The sequence below is a fragment of the Xanthomonas sp. DAR 80977 genome, assembly GCF_041240605.1.
GTDB lineage: Bacteria > Pseudomonadota > Gammaproteobacteria > Xanthomonadales > Xanthomonadaceae > Xanthomonas_A > Xanthomonas_A bundabergensis.
In genome coordinates this window covers 1,904,451-1,918,401 of the sequence record NZ_CP162487.1, presented here as the reverse complement: position 1 = coordinate 1,918,401, position 13,951 = coordinate 1,904,451, and the positions used below count along the sequence as shown (strand labels likewise).

Here is a 13,951-nt window from a genome sequence, read left to right as displayed (position 1 = left end):
CGCGGTCCGGCAGCGAGGCGAGGCAGCCGGCGCTGCGCCGTCGTCATCCGCACCGCAGCGCTGCCGCACGCGCCGCCCTGCCGCACGCGCCAGCGCAGCACGGAGTGTAGGACAGCCGGCGGCATGCGCGGCAGTGCCGCGCTAGAGCGCCGCGGCCCGCGCCAGCAGCGCCTGCCGCTCGCGGCCGTTGCCGCTGAGCGCGGCCGCCTGCGCGAAGGCCGCGCGCGCCTCCTCGATCCGGCCCAGCCGCTGCAGGACGTCCCCGCATGCCGCCGCCAGCGGCGCGTAGTCGCGCAGCCGCACGTCCTCGCGCAGCGGCTGCAGCAGCGCCCAGGCGGCCGCCGCGCCCTCGGCACGCGCGACCGCGACCGCGCGATTGAGCTGCACCACCGGCGAGGGATTGGCTTGCGCCAGCCGCGCATACAGCGCCGCCAGCCGCGTCCAGTCGGTGTCCTCGGCGCGGCGCGCGCTGGCGTGGCATTCGGCGATGGCCGCCTGCAACACGTAGGCGTCGTCGTCGCCGCCCAACTCCTGTGCGCGCTGCAGCGCGGCCTGGCCGCGCGCGATCTGCAGCCAGTCCCAGCGCGTGCGGTCCTGCTCGGGCAACAGCACCGGGCTGCCATCGGCGCGCACCCGCGCGGCGCTGCGCGAGGCCTGCAGTTCCATCAGCGCCAGCAGCCCATGCACCTGCGGCCATGCCGGCAGCCGATGCGCCAGCACCCGGCCCAGCCGCAGCGCTTCGGCGCACAGCGCCGGGCGCATCCAGTCGTCGCCGGCGCTGGCCGCATAGCCTTCGTTGAAGACCAGGTAGATCGCTTCCAGCACCGAATCCAGGCGCTGCGGCAATGCCGCCTGCCGCGGCACCTCGAACGGCACCTGCTTCTGCGCCAGGGTGCGCTTGGCGCGGACGATGCGCTGGGCGATGGTCGGCTCCGGCAGCAGGAACGCGCGCGCGATCTCCTCGGTGGTCAAGCCGCCGAGCAGGCGCAGGGTCAGCGCCACCCGCGCATCGGCCGGCAGCAGCGGATGGCAGGCCACGAACATCAACCGCAGCAGGTCGTCGCCGATGTCGTCCTGCAAGGCATCGCTGTCGTCCGGCGCGGGCAGCGGCTGCGGCTCCAGCGCCTCGCCCCACTGCGCATGCTGGCCGGCGATACGCTGCTGCTGGCGCAACACGTCGATGGCGCGATTGCGCGCGGTGGTCATCAGCCACGCTCCGGGGTTGTCGGGAATGCCCTGCGCCGGCCAGCGCTCCAGCGCGGCCAGCCAGGTGTCCTGGACCAGTTCCTCGGCGCGGCCGATGTCGCCGCCGAGCAGCCGGGTCAGGCGCGCGATCAGGCCCGGCGCCTCCATGCGCCAGACCGTCTCCAGGCGTTGCTCGAGCGCATTGTCCATGCGCGGAATCAGAGCACCGGACGCGGCACGGCACAAGCCGCGCCGCACTCGCCGCGGCGCCCGCTCATTCCGGCATGCCGCGCATGTGCGCGATCTCCCACAGGTGGCCGTCGCGATCCTCGAAACCGCGCTGGTACATGAAACCGTAGTCGCGCGGCGGCTGCGGTTCGCGCGCGCCGGCCGCCAGCGCCTTTTCCAGGTGCGTATCGACCGCCTCGCGGCTGGGCGCCGACAACGCAATGATGACCTCGGTGCCGGCGCGGGCGTCGCTGATCGGCTTGCTGGTGAAACCGGCGAAGAACGGCTCCACCAGCAGCATCACGAAGATGCTGTCGCTGACGATCATGCACGCCGCGTTCTGGTCGGTGAAGGTCGGATTGAAGGCGTAGCCCAGCGCCGCGAAGAAGGTCTTGGAGACCTCCAGGTCGCGGACCGGCAGGTTGACGAAGATCATCTGCGGCGAATCGGACATGGCGATGTCTCCCGATGGAGTGGATGCAGGGAAGGCGCAGGCGTCACGGCTGTTTCATGCAGTTGACCATCCACGGCGTGCCATAGCGGTCGACCAGCATGCCCCAGCGCTGCGCCCAGAACGTCTCGCCGATCGGCATGCGCACCTGGCCGCCGTCGGCGAGCGCGGCGAACACCCGTTCGGCCTCCTCCACCGATCCCACCTCGACATTGATGGTGGTGGTGCAGCCGGCACCCTGCGCGGCAGGGCCATCGGCCGCCATCAGCACCGCGCCGCCGGCCTCGAGCTGGCTGTGCGCGACCTGGTCCAGGGCCTGCGGCGGCATCCCGCCGCAGCCGTCCATGCCGTCGCCGGGCGGCATGTCGCGATAGGTTATTTCCGAGACGACGCTGCCGCCCAGGGCCTGCGCATAGAACGCCATCGCCTCGTGGGTAGTGCCGTCGAAGCTCAGGAACGGAATCAGTTTCATGCGGATGTCTCCTTGCAAGGGTGATGGAGGCGTGGCTCAGCCGGGCTTGAGCGCGCGCAGGCGGCGCTGCCGGGCCTGCAGCAGGTCCGGAGGGATCGCGTCGCCCAGTTCCTGCAGGTCCATCAGCGGGCGCAGTTCGACCTCGGTGCCGGCCGCGAACGGCGCGCGCTTGAGCCATTCGGTGGCCTCGTCCAGCGAACGCACCTGCCACAGCCAGAACCCGGCCACCAAATCGCGGGTTCCGGCGAAGGGACCGTCGATCGCCTGCCGCTGCTGCGGCTCGAACCGCACGCGGCGGCCGCGCGCACTGGGCTGCAGGCCTTCGGCGGCGAGCAGGATGCCGGCCTCGGCCAAGCGGTCGTTGTAGGCCCCCATCGCCCGCCACGCGTCCTCGCTGGGCAGGCGCCCGGCCTCGGAGTCGGCAGTCGCCTTGACCAATACCATCACTTTCATCGCGTTCTCCCTGGGTGCGGTCCGCTGGCGGGGCCGTTCATTGGGTACGACGCCCCGGGAAGACGGAAATCGACATGCCCGTGCAAAAAAGATTTCGAGGGATCGGATGCGGCGCCGCAACACACGGCCGCGCCGCGCTGAGCGATCATGGGCCTCCCGTCGCCGCCGGCCGCCCGTCCCATGCAATTCCTGCTGCTGATCTACATCGACGCGTCCTTGCTGCAGGCCTTGCCCGGCGAGGAATACGACAGCCTGATGCGCGACTGCCTGCAGCACGCCGATGCGCTGCAGGCCGAAGGCACCCTGGTGCTGGCGCAGCAACTGCAGCCGGTGGCCAGCGCGCGCACCCTGCGCACGCGCCAGGGCCAGTTGCGCATCACCGACGGCCCGTTCGCCGAAACCCGCGAATTGCTCGCCGGCTTCAACCTGATCAATGCGCGCGACCACGACGAGGCCGTGCGCATCGCCAAGCACTTCCCGTGGTCGCGCTTCGGCAGCATCGAAGTGCGGCCGCTGGCCGACATGGACGCCGAACGCGCCCGGGTCGGCGCGACGGCCGCGGGCCGGATGGCCTCCGCCTAGACGCGCCGCGCCCGCCAGCGCAGCCCGCCAAGGGCGCCGCCACAGCGCAGGTGCCGCGATCGCGGCGCAGCCGCGCGCCAGGACTTCAACCTGGCAGGGGGAGGAAACCCGCCGCCGCGCTCAGGCCGGAAGCAGCGCCTGCGCAGCGACCAGCACGCCGTTGCGGTCGGCGTACAGCCAGTGCCCGGGCACGAACGCCACGCCGGCGAACTGCAGCGGCACATCGACCTCGCCGAGGCCGCGCCGGTCGGTCTTGCGCGGGCACGCGGCCAGCGCCTGCACGCCCAGCGGCAACGCCGCCAGCGCCTCCACGTCGCGCACGCAGCCGTGGATCAACAGCCCGGCCCAGCCGTTGCGCACCGCGTTCTCGGCGATCTGGTCGCCGAGCAGCGAGCGGCGCAGCGAGCCCTGTCCGTCGACGACGATGACGCGGCCGGCGCCGGGCGTGGCCGCCAGTTCGCGCACCCGCGAGTTGTCCTCGAAACAGCGCACGGTGACGATCGCGCCGCAGAACGCGGCGTGGCCGCCGTAGCTGCGGAACAGGGGGTCGGCGACCTGCGCGTCGGGATGGTCGTCGCACAGGTCGGGCGTGGTCCAGGTCATGGTCGGTCGGGGCAGTCGGCGTCGCCCGGATGGTAGCGCGACGCCGGCACCGCGGCAGCGGCGGCGGCCATGCACGCGGCGGCGGCGCGGACTGCGGCACAATCCGCCTCCCCTGTCAGCGCCGGCGTGCATGCCATGAACGATCTCTTCGACTCCGCCGCGGCCGCGGCCGCGCCCGACGGCATCCGCGTCGGCATCGGCGGCTGGACCTATGCGCCGTGGCGCGGCGGCATGTTCTACCCGCAGGGGCTGGTGCAGCGCCGCGAGCTGGAATACGCCAGCCGCCACGTCAGCAGCATCGAGATCAACGGCACCTACTACGGCACGCAGAAGCCGCAGACCTATGCGCGCTGGCGCGACGAGGCGCCGGCGGATTTCCGGTTCTCGGCCAAGGCGCCCAAGCGCATCACCGGCCTGCGCAAACTGGCCGCGGCCGGCGCGCAGATCGAGGATTTCGTCGGCGGCATCGCCACGCTCGGCGACAAGCTCGGCCCGCTGCTCTGGCAGTTCGAGCACGGCCGCAGCCTCGACCTCGACGACCTGGCCCTGTTCCTGGAACTGCTGCCGCGCCAGGCCGGCGGCCGCCGCCTGCGCCACGTGCTGGAGGTGCGCGATGCGGCCTGCGTCGGCCCGCGCCTGCTGGAACTGGTCCGCGCCCACGGCGTGGCCACGGTGTACACCGATTCGCCGGACTATCCGTCCTTCGCCGATCTCAGCGCCGACTTCGTCTACGCGCGGCTGATGCGCAGCCGCGCCGATCTCGTCCACGGCTATGCGCCGAAGGAACTGCGCGCGTGGGCGGCGCAGGCGCAGGCCTGGCGCCGCGGCGAGGATGCGGACGCGTTGCCGCATGCCGGCGCGCCGCTCGCCAAGGCCACGCCGCGCGAGGTCTTCGTCTATTTCATCAGCGCGGCCAAGGAGCGCAATCCGGCCGCGGCGATGGCGCTGCTGACGGAACTCCGTCGGGACTCGGGACTGGGGACCCGGGACCCGTAACAGCGGATCGACGCGGGCCTGGCGGCACCGGTTTCCAATCCGACTCGAAAATCAAAAGCGCCGAAAAGGCGCTTTTGATTTTCGAGTCCCGAGTCCCGAGTCCCGAGTCCCGAGTCCCGAGTCCCGAGTCCCGAGTCCCGAGTCCCGAGTCCCGAGTCCCGAGTCCCGAGTCCCATTTCCCACGTCAACGCGCGACAATGGCGGCATGCCCCTGCACCCCACCACCAAAGCCCAGCTGCAAATCCATTTCTGCGTGCTGCTGTGGGGCATCACCGCGATCCTCGGCAAGCTGATCACCCTGCCGGCGTTGCCGCTGGTGTGGTGGCGGATGCTGATGGTGGTGGCGGCGCTGGCGCTGCTGCCGCGGGTGTGGCGCGGGCTGGCCGCACTGACTCCGAAGCTGCTGCTCGGCTACGCCGTGGTCGGCGCGCTGGTCGGCCTGCACTGGCTGACGTTCTACGGCGCGATCAAGCTGGCCAACGCCTCGGTGGCGGCGACCTGCATCGCGCTGGCGCCGGTGTTCACCGCGGTGATCGAACCGTGGGTGGCCAAGCGCCCGTTCCGCCCCAGCGAACTGGTGTTCGGCCTGGCGGTGCTGCCGGGCGTGGCGCTGGTGGTCGGCGGCGTGCCCGACGGGATGCGCGCCGGCGTCGCGGTCGGCGCGGTGTCGGCGCTGTTCGTGGCCGCGTTCGGCTCGCTCAACAAGCGCCTGGTCGACCATGCCGATCCGCTGACCGTGACCGCACTGGAACTGGGCGCCGGCACCCTGACCCTGACCGCGCTGGCGCCGCTGCTGCCGTTCGTGCTGCCGGCGCTGAGCGGCCCGCTGCTGGTGCTGCCGAACCTGCACGACACCCTCCTGCTGCTGGCCCTGGCGCTGCTGTGCACGCTGCTGCCGTTCGCGCTGGCGCTGGTCGCGCTGCGCCGCCTCAGCGCCTATGCGGTGCAATTGGTGACCAACCTGGAACCGGTCTACGCGATCGTGTTCGCGATCGTGCTGCTGGACGAACAGAAGCAGCTCACCGCGCTGTTCTACCTCGGCGTGGCGGTGATCCTGGGCGCGGTGTTCCTGCATCCGCTGCTGGCCCGCAGCAAGCCGCTGCAACACCCGGAACTGCTGGCGACCTCCGAGGCGAAGAACGCGCTGGAGTGACCGCGCGGCAGCGAAGCCGGCGCGCGCCGGCGCTCACTCCGCCAGCGAGACGCAATCGCGGCCGGCGCGCTTGGCCTGGTACAGCGCCAGGTCGGCGCGCTTGAGCAGGTGTTCGGCGCTCTCGTCCGGCCGGTGGGTGGACACGCCGAAGCTGGCGGTCAGCGGCACGCCGAGTTGCAGCAGGGCGACTTCCTGGCGCAGCAGCTCGCAGGCGTGCATCGCCCGCTGCGCGTCGTGCCCCGGCAGCAGCACCGCGAACTCCTCGCCGCCGTAGCGCGCCACCAGGCTGCCCGGCGGCGCCTGCGCGCGCAGCATGTCCGCCAGCGCCTGCAGCACCGCATCGCCCTTGTCGTGGCCATGCAGGTCGTTGATCGCCTTGAAGTAATCCAGGTCCAGCAAGGCCACGCTGAGCGGCGTGGGGTCGAACTGCGCCGCCTCCACGTTGACCAGCAACGCGCTGGCGAAGGCGCGGCGGTTGAGCAGCCCGGTCAGCGGATCGGTGCGCGATTGTTCGAGCAGGTCGGCATTGAGCGATTCCAGCGACGCGTGGTACTGGGACAGCTGCTGCTCGTACCAGTCGCGTTCGCGCAGTTGCTTTTCCAGGTGCCGGCTGACCGAATGCAGCTGCATCAGGTACGAGGCCTGCCGCGACAGCGCCATCAGCGCCTGCTGCTGCTCGGCGCTCAGCTGCGACGGGTGATCGTCGAACACGCACAGCGTGCCCAGCGCGAAGCCGTCCTGGCTGACCAGCGGCGCACCGGCGTAGAAGCGCACCGGCGGCTTGCCGATGCTCATCGGATTGTCGTGGAAGCGCGGGTCCTGCAAGGTGTCCTCGACCAGCAGCAGCTGCTCGGGATCGAGGATGGCGTGGGCGCAGAACGAGATCGCGCGCGGCGCCTCCGCGCGCTCGGTGCCGGTGGCCGCCTTGAACCACTGCCGCTCCGCATCCACCAGGGTCAATGCCGCCTGCGGCGTGCCGCAGATGGCGGCCGCGACCCTGGTCAGGTCGTCGAACGCGGCCTCGGCCGGCGTGTCCAGGATCTGCAACTGGCGCAGCGCGGCCAGGCGCTCGGCTTCGTTGGACGGCAGTTTCGGCTTGATCACGGGCGAACGTTCCCTGCTTTCGACCGCGGAGTATGCCTATGCGGCCTGCCGAGCGGAACCCGTGCCGGCCGCCGCCCGCGCGGCCGGCGCTACCACTCAGTACGCTGCGGCAACAGGCCGCGCAGCTCCTGCTCGGTGAGGTTGCGCCACTGGCCCGGCTTCAGCGCGCCGAGCTTGATGTTGTCGATGCGCACCCGGCGCAGCTGGGTGACGCGGTAGTCGAACGCGGCGGCCATCAGCCGGATCTGCCGGTTCAGGCCCTGCTCGAGCACGATGCGGAAACCGAACTTGGCGATCCGCGCGGTGCGGCACGGCAGCGTGGTCTCGTTGTGCACGCGCACCCCGCGCGCCATGCCGCGCAGGAATTCGTCGCTGACCGGCTTGTTCACCGCCACCAGGTATTCCTTCTGGTGGCGGTTCTCCGCGCGCAGGATCTCGTTGACGATGTCGCCGTTGCTGGTCATCAGGATCAGGCCCTCGGACTCCTTGTCCAGGCGCCCGATCGGGAAGATGCGCTGCTCGTGGCCGACGAAATCGACGATGTTGCCCTTGACCTCGCGCTCGGTGGTGCAGGTCACCCCGACCGGTTTGTTCAGCGCGATATAGACGTGGCGGCGCCCGGACTTCTGCTTTGCGCGCGCGCGCAGCGGCTGCCCGTCGACCAGCACCTGGTCGCCCTCGCCCACCACCGCGCCGACCCCGCCGGGCAGGCCGTTGACGGTGACCCGGCGCGCGGCGATCAGGCGGTCGGCCTCGCGGCGCGAGCAGTAGCCCGTTTCGGCGATGTGTTTGTTGAGACGGACGGACATTGAGCAGGGATTCGGGAGTGGGGATTCGGGATTGGCAAAAGCGGGCTACCGCCATCTGTGGCGGCAGCGAGGGACTCAGGGACACGGAAGCGGGGACGAATCCCCACTCCCGAATCCCCAATCCCGGCCCTTCAGCGCTTCGGCGGACCCTTGCGCGGCGGGCGCTCGCCGGCGCGGTCGGCGATGCGGGTCGCCGCGCCGGCCGGGCGCGGCCCGGCCGCGTTCGGGCGGCCGCCGGGCTTGCCGGCGGCGCGCGCGAACTTCGGCTTGAACGGCGCGCCGGCGCCGGCGTCGTCGCCGTCGAGCTTGCGCATCTGCAGTTGCTGACCGGAAACCCAGACCTTCTTCAGGTGGGTCAGCAGTTCGCGCGGCATGTCCGCCGGCAGGTCCAGCACCGAGTGGTCGTCGTGGATGTCGATGCGGCCGATGTACTTGCTCTCCAGGCCGGCCTCGTTGGCGATCGCGCCGACGATGTTGGCCGGCTTGACCCCGTGCTGGTGGCCAACCTCGATGCGGTAGGTCTCCATGCCCACTTCCGGCTCGCCGCGCGGCGCCTTCGGCGCCTTGTCGCGGCGCGGGGCCTCGAAGCTGCCGACGTCGCGCTGGTAGTCGAAGTCGGGGCCGTGCCCGGCCGGCGCGGGACGCGGCGCACGCGGCGCGCGCTCGCCTTCGTCGCGGCGCGGCGGGCGCGCCTCGCGGTCGAACTTCGGCTCGAACTTGGGACGCTCGCTGCGCTCGCCGCGGTCGGCGCGCTCGCGGCGCTCGAAGCCGGGCCGCTCGAAGCGCTCGCCCTGCGGCGCGCGCGGCCGTTCCGGCGCCAGCAGCAGCGGCGTGTCGCCCTGCAGCAGGCGCGCCAGCGCCGCGGCCACTTCGACCATCGGCACGTTCTTCTCGGTCTCGAAGCGCTGCAACAGCTCGCGGTAGGTGTCGATGCCGCCGCCGGCGATGGTCTCGCTGATCTTTTCCATGAAGCGGGTCACGCGCTGGTCGTTGACCGCGTCCACGCTCGGCAGCTGCATCTCCTCGATCGGCTGCCGGGTGGCGCGCTCGATCGCGCGCAGCATGCCCTTCTCGCGCGGGCTGACGAACAGGATCGCCTCGCCGCTGCGGCCGGCGCGGCCGGTGCGGCCGATGCGGTGCACGTAGCTTTCGGTGTCGTACGGGATGTCGTAGTTCAGCACGTGGCTGATCCGCTCCACGTCCAGACCGCGCGCTGCCACGTCGGTGGCGACCAGGATGTCGAGCTTGCCGTCCTTGAGCTGCTGGATCACCCGCTCGCGCTGCGACTGCTGGATGTCGCCGTTGATCGCGGCGGCGGCCAGGCCGCGCGCCTGCAGCTTCTGCGCCAGCTCGTCGGTGCCAGCCTTGGTGCGCGCGAACACGATCATCGCGTCGAACGGCTCCACTTCCAGGATCCGGGTCAGCGCGTCGAGCTTGTGCAGCCCGCTGACCGCCCAGTAGCGCTGGCGGATGTTCGCCGACGTGGTGGTCTTGGAGGCGATGATGACTTCGGCCGGATCGTTCAGATAGGTCTGCGCGATGCGCTTGATCGCGGTCGGCATGGTCGCCGAGAACAGCGCCACCTGGCGCGAGGCCGGCAGCTTCTTCAGCACCGCCTCGACGTCGTCGATGAAGCCCATGCGCAGCATCTCGTCGGCCTCGTCGAGCACCAGCGTGCGCAGCTCGGACAGGTCCAGGGTGCCGCGCTCGAGGTGGTCGATGACCCGCCCCGGGGTGCCCACCACCACGTGCACGCCGCGCTTGAGCGCCGACAGCTGCTGCACGTAGGGCTGGCCGCCGTACACCGGCAGCACCTGGAAGCCGGGGATCGCCGCGGCGTAGCGGTGGAACGCCTCGGCGACCTGGATCGCCAGTTCGCGGGTCGGCGCCAGCACCAGCGCCTGCGGCTTGCGCTGGTTGAAATCCAGCCGCGACAGGATCGGCAGCGCGAACGCGGCGGTCTTGCCGGTGCCGGTCTGGGCCTGACCGAGCAGGTCGCGACCGGTCAGCAGCGCGGGAATGGTGGCGGCCTGGATCGGCGACGGGGACTCGTAGCCGACGTCGGCCACGGCCTTCATCACAGCAGGCGAGAGGCCGAGATCTGCGAACAGCAGCGGCGCGGGGGTATCTTGGGACATGGGAGACTCCGGAGGCGCCGCAGAGAACCGGCAGGCGCAAAGAAGCACATTGTGCGCCTTGGCGGGCCGCATGTCGAAACCAGGTGAACGGCGCCGTTCAGGCGTGAGAAACCTCGCCGTGCCGCGAACCACCTTGCAACCCCTACCGCGACCGGTCCCATGCCCGACACTCCCGCCCCGCCCCCGCCCGACTTCGCCACGCTGTTCCAGGCGCACCGTGGCATCGCGGCGAAGGTGGCCGGCAGCTATTGCCGGCATCCGGACGACCGCGCCGACCTGATCCAGGAGATCGCGGCCCAGGCCTGGCGCGCCTTCCCGCGCTACGACCGGCAGCGGCCGTTCTCCACCTGGCTGTACCGGATCGCGCTGAACGTGGCGATCGGCGAACTGCGCGGGCGCACCCGGGCGCACCGCCAGACCCTGCCGCTGGAGGACCTGGAGCTGGCCGACCCGCACTCCGCCGACCCGGAACGCGAACGCCAGGTGCAGGCGCTGTACCGCTTCATCGCGCAGCTGCCGCCGCTGGAACGGGCGCTGGCGCTGCTGTACCTGGACGAACGCCCGCAGCGCGAGATCGCCGAGATCCTCGGCATCGGCGAAAGCAACGTCTCCACCAAGATCGGCCGCCTCAAGCAACGCCTGCGCGACGAACTCTGAATCCCCCACACAGGACCTTCGACCATGCATCCCGACGAACTGAAACACGCCTGGCAGGCGCTGGACCTGCGCCTGCAACGCCACGACCGCCTGCAACTGCAGGCGCTGCTCCAGCACACGCTGCAGCGCGTGCGCAGCAGCCTGCGGCCGCTGCTGTGGGGCCAATTCCTGCAATTGCCGTTCGGGCTGGGCTGCATCGCCCTGGCCGGGCTGCTGTGGAGCCGGAGCGGCGCGCTGCCGGCGCACGTCGTCGCCGCCGGCGTGGCGGTGCACGCCTACGGCGTGGTGACCGTGGCGATGGCCGGCATCGTGCTGGGCCGGCTGCTGCGCATCGACTACGACGCGCCGGTGCTGGAGATCCAGCGCCAGATCGCGCACACCCGGCGCTGGTACGTCGGCAGCGGCGTGGTCTGCGGGCTGTCGTGGTGGCTGCTGTGGGTGCCGGTGCTGATGGTGCTGTGCGCGCTCGCCGGCATCGATCTGCTGGCACGGGCGGCGGGCGTGGTGTGGATCGGACTCGGCGTGGGCGTGGCCGGCCTTGCGCTCAGCGCAGCGGTCTATCGCTATTCGCGCCATCCCGGGCGACCGCGGCTGATGCGGATCGTCGACGACAATCTGGGCGGAGCCAGCCTGCGCAAGGCCAGCCGCCTGCTCGACGAGGTGGAGCGCTTCGGCCACGACTGAGCGCGGCCGCCGATGCGCCGCGATCGGCGCGAAGATGTCCGTCGCGGCATGGCGCGGCGCGAAATCCGAGCGTTTCGTCCGCGGATGACCGACAATGGGCGCCGATTTCCGAACAGCGTCCCCCAATGCAGACCATCGATCTCCAGTTAGAAAGCGACTACGTCGAACTCAAGCACCTGCTGAAACTGACCGGCGTGTGCGACAGCGGCGGCGCCGCCAAGACCGTGATCAGCGAAGGCCAGGTCCGCGTGGACGGCGAAGTCGAGGTGCGCAAGGCCTGCAAGATCCGCGCGGGCCAGCTGGTCGAACTGGACGACGTGCAGATCCGGGTGATCGGCAAGGTATGAGCGCAGGCGGCGCGCCTCGCGCGTCGCTTGCCTGGCGGCACGACGCGGCAGCCGCGCCATGCTGATCAGCATCGGCATGCGCAACATCGCGCCGTCGGCGGACGATCCGCTGCACGACGTGTACGAAGTGCTGATCGATCCGGCCGCAGCGCGGCCGCTGTGCCTGGCGCAGTCCATCCATGGCGGGCATGCCGACCGTGGCGTCGCGGTCTTCCTGGGGCTGGACGAGCTGGATGCCTGGGCCGGCGACTGGCGCCTGCACCTGCGCCACGCCGGCTGCGCCTGGGCCATCGCGCCGATCGAAGCGGCGCAGCGCGGTGGCGATGTGCAAAGCGCCCTCGCCCGGCTCATCGCCGGGGCTGCCGAACGTCGCACCGCCAGCGCAGCGCAGGACTAGGCGCGTTCTTTCGCCTCTCTCGGGCGGCGAATTTTTGTGGGAGCGACTTCAGTCGCGACGGGCCTTCCCGATAGAGCCCGTCGCGACTGAAGTCGCTCCCACAACTGCTTCGCCACGCCGATAGGACAGCCGGCATTTGCGCAGCGGAGCCATGGCCCCACTGCCGCATCCGGCGCCTGCCGTTCGCTTTTCTGTAGGAGCGGCTTCAGCCGCGACCGAAACTGTCCTGGCAAGGCCCGGTCGCGGCTGAAGCCGCTCCTACAGGGTGCAACAGGCGAGAGAGCGTCGCGGTGGCGCCGGACCAACCGCTCGGCTGTCGCCGCAGCCAACCGAGCAACGGGATATGACTCCCTGGATCCCGCACGCATCCAGCGCTCAGCGCGCGCCCACCGCACCGCGCTGGGTCAGGTGCGCGGCGATCGCGCGCTTGAACGGCGCCACCCGGTCGGCTACGCGCAGCGCCGCGTTGCGCAGCGCGCGCGCCGGCAGGCGGTCGTCGGTGTACAGCGCGGCGATGGCGTTGGTCGCCTCGTACAGCGGGCGCGTGGCCAGGCGGTGGCCGCGCTCGTAGCCGGACAGCAAGGCCGGCGCGGCGATGTCGCGGCCCTGCGCAGCGGCCGCATGCAGCGCACGCGCCAGCCGCGCCTGGCTCTGCAGGCCGAAGTTGAAGCCGTGCGCGGTCACCGGGTGCATGCCCACCGCCGCGTCGCCGATCAGCGCGTAGCGCTTGCCGACGAAACGCTGCGCGTACACCGCGACCAGCGGATAGGCCTGCGGCCGCACGATCGGCGTCATCGCGCCGAGCCGGTGCTCGAAACGGGCGCTGATCTCCGCGCCCAGCGCGGCCTCATCCATGTCCAGCAACGCCTGCGCGCGGTCCGGCGCCAGGGTCAGCACCGCCGAGGCCTGGTTGCCGTGCAAGGGCAGCAACGCCAGGGTCTGGCCGTAGCCGAACCACTCCCAGGCGGTGTGATGGTGCGGGCGCTCGTGGCTGACCCGGCACACCAGCATGCTGCGGCCGAAATCGCGCATCTGCGCACCGATGCCGAGCATGCGCCGGGTCGCCGAGAAGCGGCTGTCGGCCGCCACCACCAGGCACGCGGTCAACGACTGGCCATCGGACAGGCTCAGCTGCGCCTGCGTGTCGTCGCAGCGCAGCGCCTGCACCGACACGCCGTCGAGCAGGGTCAGGCCGGGTTGCGCCTGCACCGCGGCGAACGCCGCGCGGCGGATCAGGTGATTGGGCACCAGCCAGCCGAGGTCGCCGCGGCGGTCCTGGCTCGCGGCGAAGGTCAGCGCGAACGGCGAGGAGCCGTTCATCACCCGCGCATCGCGCAGCGGCGCGATCGCGTCCGGATCGATCCGCGACCACAGGTCCAGTTGCTCCAGCAGCGTGCGCGAGGCGTGGGTCAGCGCGATCTCGCGGCCGTCGAAGGCGGCCTCGGCCAGGGCGGCGCGCGGCTGCGGTTCGATCAGCGCCAGCGACAGCCCGCTGCCGGCCAGCGAACGCGCGAAACACAGGCCGGCCGGGCCGGCACCGACGATGGCGATATCCACATGCATTGCTGCGCTTCCCGTATCAGACGCCGCCAGCATAAACCCGCCGCGCGGCGCGACATTGATCTGGATCAGCGCTGCGGCAAACGGTCGCAGCGCTGCAAGCGCAATGCGGCGCGCAACGCCAGGCGCGCA

General features: G+C 71.3%; 16 protein-coding genes. 7 read left to right on the top strand and 9 right to left on the bottom strand.

The genetic code is table 11. The annotated features are described in order from the left end of the window. Nucleotides 1–141: 141 nt before the first annotated feature. The 4 genes from AB3X10_RS08120 to AB3X10_RS08105 form a co-directional block, all read right to left on the bottom strand. On the bottom strand, nucleotides 142–1,395 hold the full coding sequence (locus AB3X10_RS08120; RefSeq protein WP_369980598.1) for an RNA polymerase sigma factor: 1,254 nt from the start codon (nucleotides 1,393–1,395) through the stop codon (nucleotides 142–144). A gap of 64 nt (nucleotides 1,396–1,459) precedes the next feature. Further along, nucleotides 1,460–1,867, bottom strand: coding sequence for a VOC family protein (locus tag AB3X10_RS08115; protein ID WP_369980596.1), 408 nt, complete (start codon nucleotides 1,865–1,867; stop codon nucleotides 1,460–1,462). 43 nt (nucleotides 1,868–1,910) lie between these two features. Beyond that, a complete protein-coding gene (locus AB3X10_RS08110; protein ID WP_369980594.1) occupies nucleotides 1,911–2,336 on the bottom strand; it encodes a VOC family protein in 426 nt (141 codons plus the stop codon). A 36-nt stretch (nucleotides 2,337–2,372) separates the two neighbouring features. Further along, entirely contained in the window at nucleotides 2,373–2,789 is a 417-nt protein-coding gene (locus AB3X10_RS08105; RefSeq protein ID WP_369980592.1) for a YciI family protein, read from the bottom strand. A 180-nt stretch (nucleotides 2,790–2,969) separates the two neighbouring features. On the opposite strand from AB3X10_RS08105, the gene AB3X10_RS08100 reads away from it, so the two are divergent. Beyond that, complete coding sequence (locus tag AB3X10_RS08100; RefSeq protein ID WP_369980590.1) at nucleotides 2,970–3,371, top strand: YciI family protein; 402 nt, start codon at nucleotides 2,970–2,972, stop codon at nucleotides 3,369–3,371. A 120-nt stretch (nucleotides 3,372–3,491) separates the two neighbouring features. Here AB3X10_RS08100 and rraA read toward each other — a convergent pair whose 3' ends face one another. Continuing rightward, nucleotides 3,492–3,974: a ribonuclease E activity regulator RraA gene (gene rraA, locus AB3X10_RS08095; protein WP_369980588.1), complete on the bottom strand. Its 483-nt coding sequence runs from the start codon at nucleotides 3,972–3,974 to the stop codon at nucleotides 3,492–3,494. Between the two features lie 135 nt (nucleotides 3,975–4,109). On the opposite strand from rraA, the gene AB3X10_RS08090 reads away from it, so the two are divergent. After that, nucleotides 4,110–4,970, top strand: coding sequence for a DUF72 domain-containing protein (locus AB3X10_RS08090; protein WP_369980586.1), 861 nt, complete (start codon nucleotides 4,110–4,112; stop codon nucleotides 4,968–4,970). Between the two features lie 205 nt (nucleotides 4,971–5,175). Next, a complete protein-coding gene (locus AB3X10_RS08085; RefSeq protein WP_369980584.1) occupies nucleotides 5,176–6,123 on the top strand; it encodes a DMT family transporter in 948 nt (315 codons plus the stop codon). A 33-nt stretch (nucleotides 6,124–6,156) separates the two neighbouring features. On the opposite strand, the gene AB3X10_RS08080 is transcribed toward AB3X10_RS08085, so the two are convergent. The 3 genes from AB3X10_RS08080 to AB3X10_RS08070 all read right to left on the bottom strand — a co-directional run bounded on the left by AB3X10_RS08080 (nucleotide 6,157) and on the right by AB3X10_RS08070 (nucleotide 10,174). Beyond that, the gene (locus tag AB3X10_RS08080; RefSeq protein WP_369980582.1) at nucleotides 6,157–7,227 is read right to left on the bottom strand and encodes a sensor domain-containing diguanylate cyclase; all 1,071 of its coding nucleotides are present in this window, start codon (nucleotides 7,225–7,227) and stop codon (nucleotides 6,157–6,159) included. Between the two features lie 89 nt (nucleotides 7,228–7,316). Then, entirely contained in the window at nucleotides 7,317–8,036 is a 720-nt protein-coding gene (locus AB3X10_RS08075) for a pseudouridine synthase (protein WP_369980581.1), read from the bottom strand. A gap of 131 nt (nucleotides 8,037–8,167) precedes the next feature. Then, nucleotides 8,168–10,174 (bottom strand): DEAD/DEAH box helicase, encoded by a 2,007-nt coding sequence (locus AB3X10_RS08070; RefSeq protein WP_369980579.1) that lies wholly within the window; start codon nucleotides 10,172–10,174, stop codon nucleotides 8,168–8,170. Between the two features lie 159 nt (nucleotides 10,175–10,333). Between AB3X10_RS08070 and AB3X10_RS08065 the strand changes: the two genes are divergently transcribed. The 4 genes from AB3X10_RS08065 to AB3X10_RS08050 all read left to right on the top strand — a co-directional run bounded on the left by AB3X10_RS08065 (nucleotide 10,334) and on the right by AB3X10_RS08050 (nucleotide 12,259). After that, nucleotides 10,334–10,831: an RNA polymerase sigma factor gene (locus AB3X10_RS08065; RefSeq protein WP_369980577.1), complete on the top strand. Its 498-nt coding sequence runs from the start codon at nucleotides 10,334–10,336 to the stop codon at nucleotides 10,829–10,831. Between the two features lie 24 nt (nucleotides 10,832–10,855). Beyond that, nucleotides 10,856–11,515: a serine/threonine protein kinase gene (locus tag AB3X10_RS08060; RefSeq protein WP_369980575.1), complete on the top strand. Its 660-nt coding sequence runs from the start codon at nucleotides 10,856–10,858 to the stop codon at nucleotides 11,513–11,515. 125 nt (nucleotides 11,516–11,640) lie between these two features. Next, nucleotides 11,641–11,862, top strand: coding sequence for an RNA-binding S4 domain-containing protein (locus tag AB3X10_RS08055; RefSeq protein WP_369980574.1), 222 nt, complete (start codon nucleotides 11,641–11,643; stop codon nucleotides 11,860–11,862). A gap of 58 nt (nucleotides 11,863–11,920) precedes the next feature. Continuing rightward, on the top strand, nucleotides 11,921–12,259 hold the full coding sequence (locus AB3X10_RS08050) for a hypothetical protein (RefSeq protein WP_369980572.1): 339 nt from the start codon (nucleotides 11,921–11,923) through the stop codon (nucleotides 12,257–12,259). Between the two features lie 375 nt (nucleotides 12,260–12,634). Here AB3X10_RS08050 and ubiM read toward each other — a convergent pair whose 3' ends face one another. Further along, the gene (ubiM, locus tag AB3X10_RS08045; protein ID WP_369980570.1) at nucleotides 12,635–13,822 is read right to left on the bottom strand and encodes a 5-demethoxyubiquinol-8 5-hydroxylase UbiM; all 1,188 of its coding nucleotides are present in this window, start codon (nucleotides 13,820–13,822) and stop codon (nucleotides 12,635–12,637) included. Between the last annotated feature and the right edge of the window lie 129 nt (nucleotides 13,823–13,951).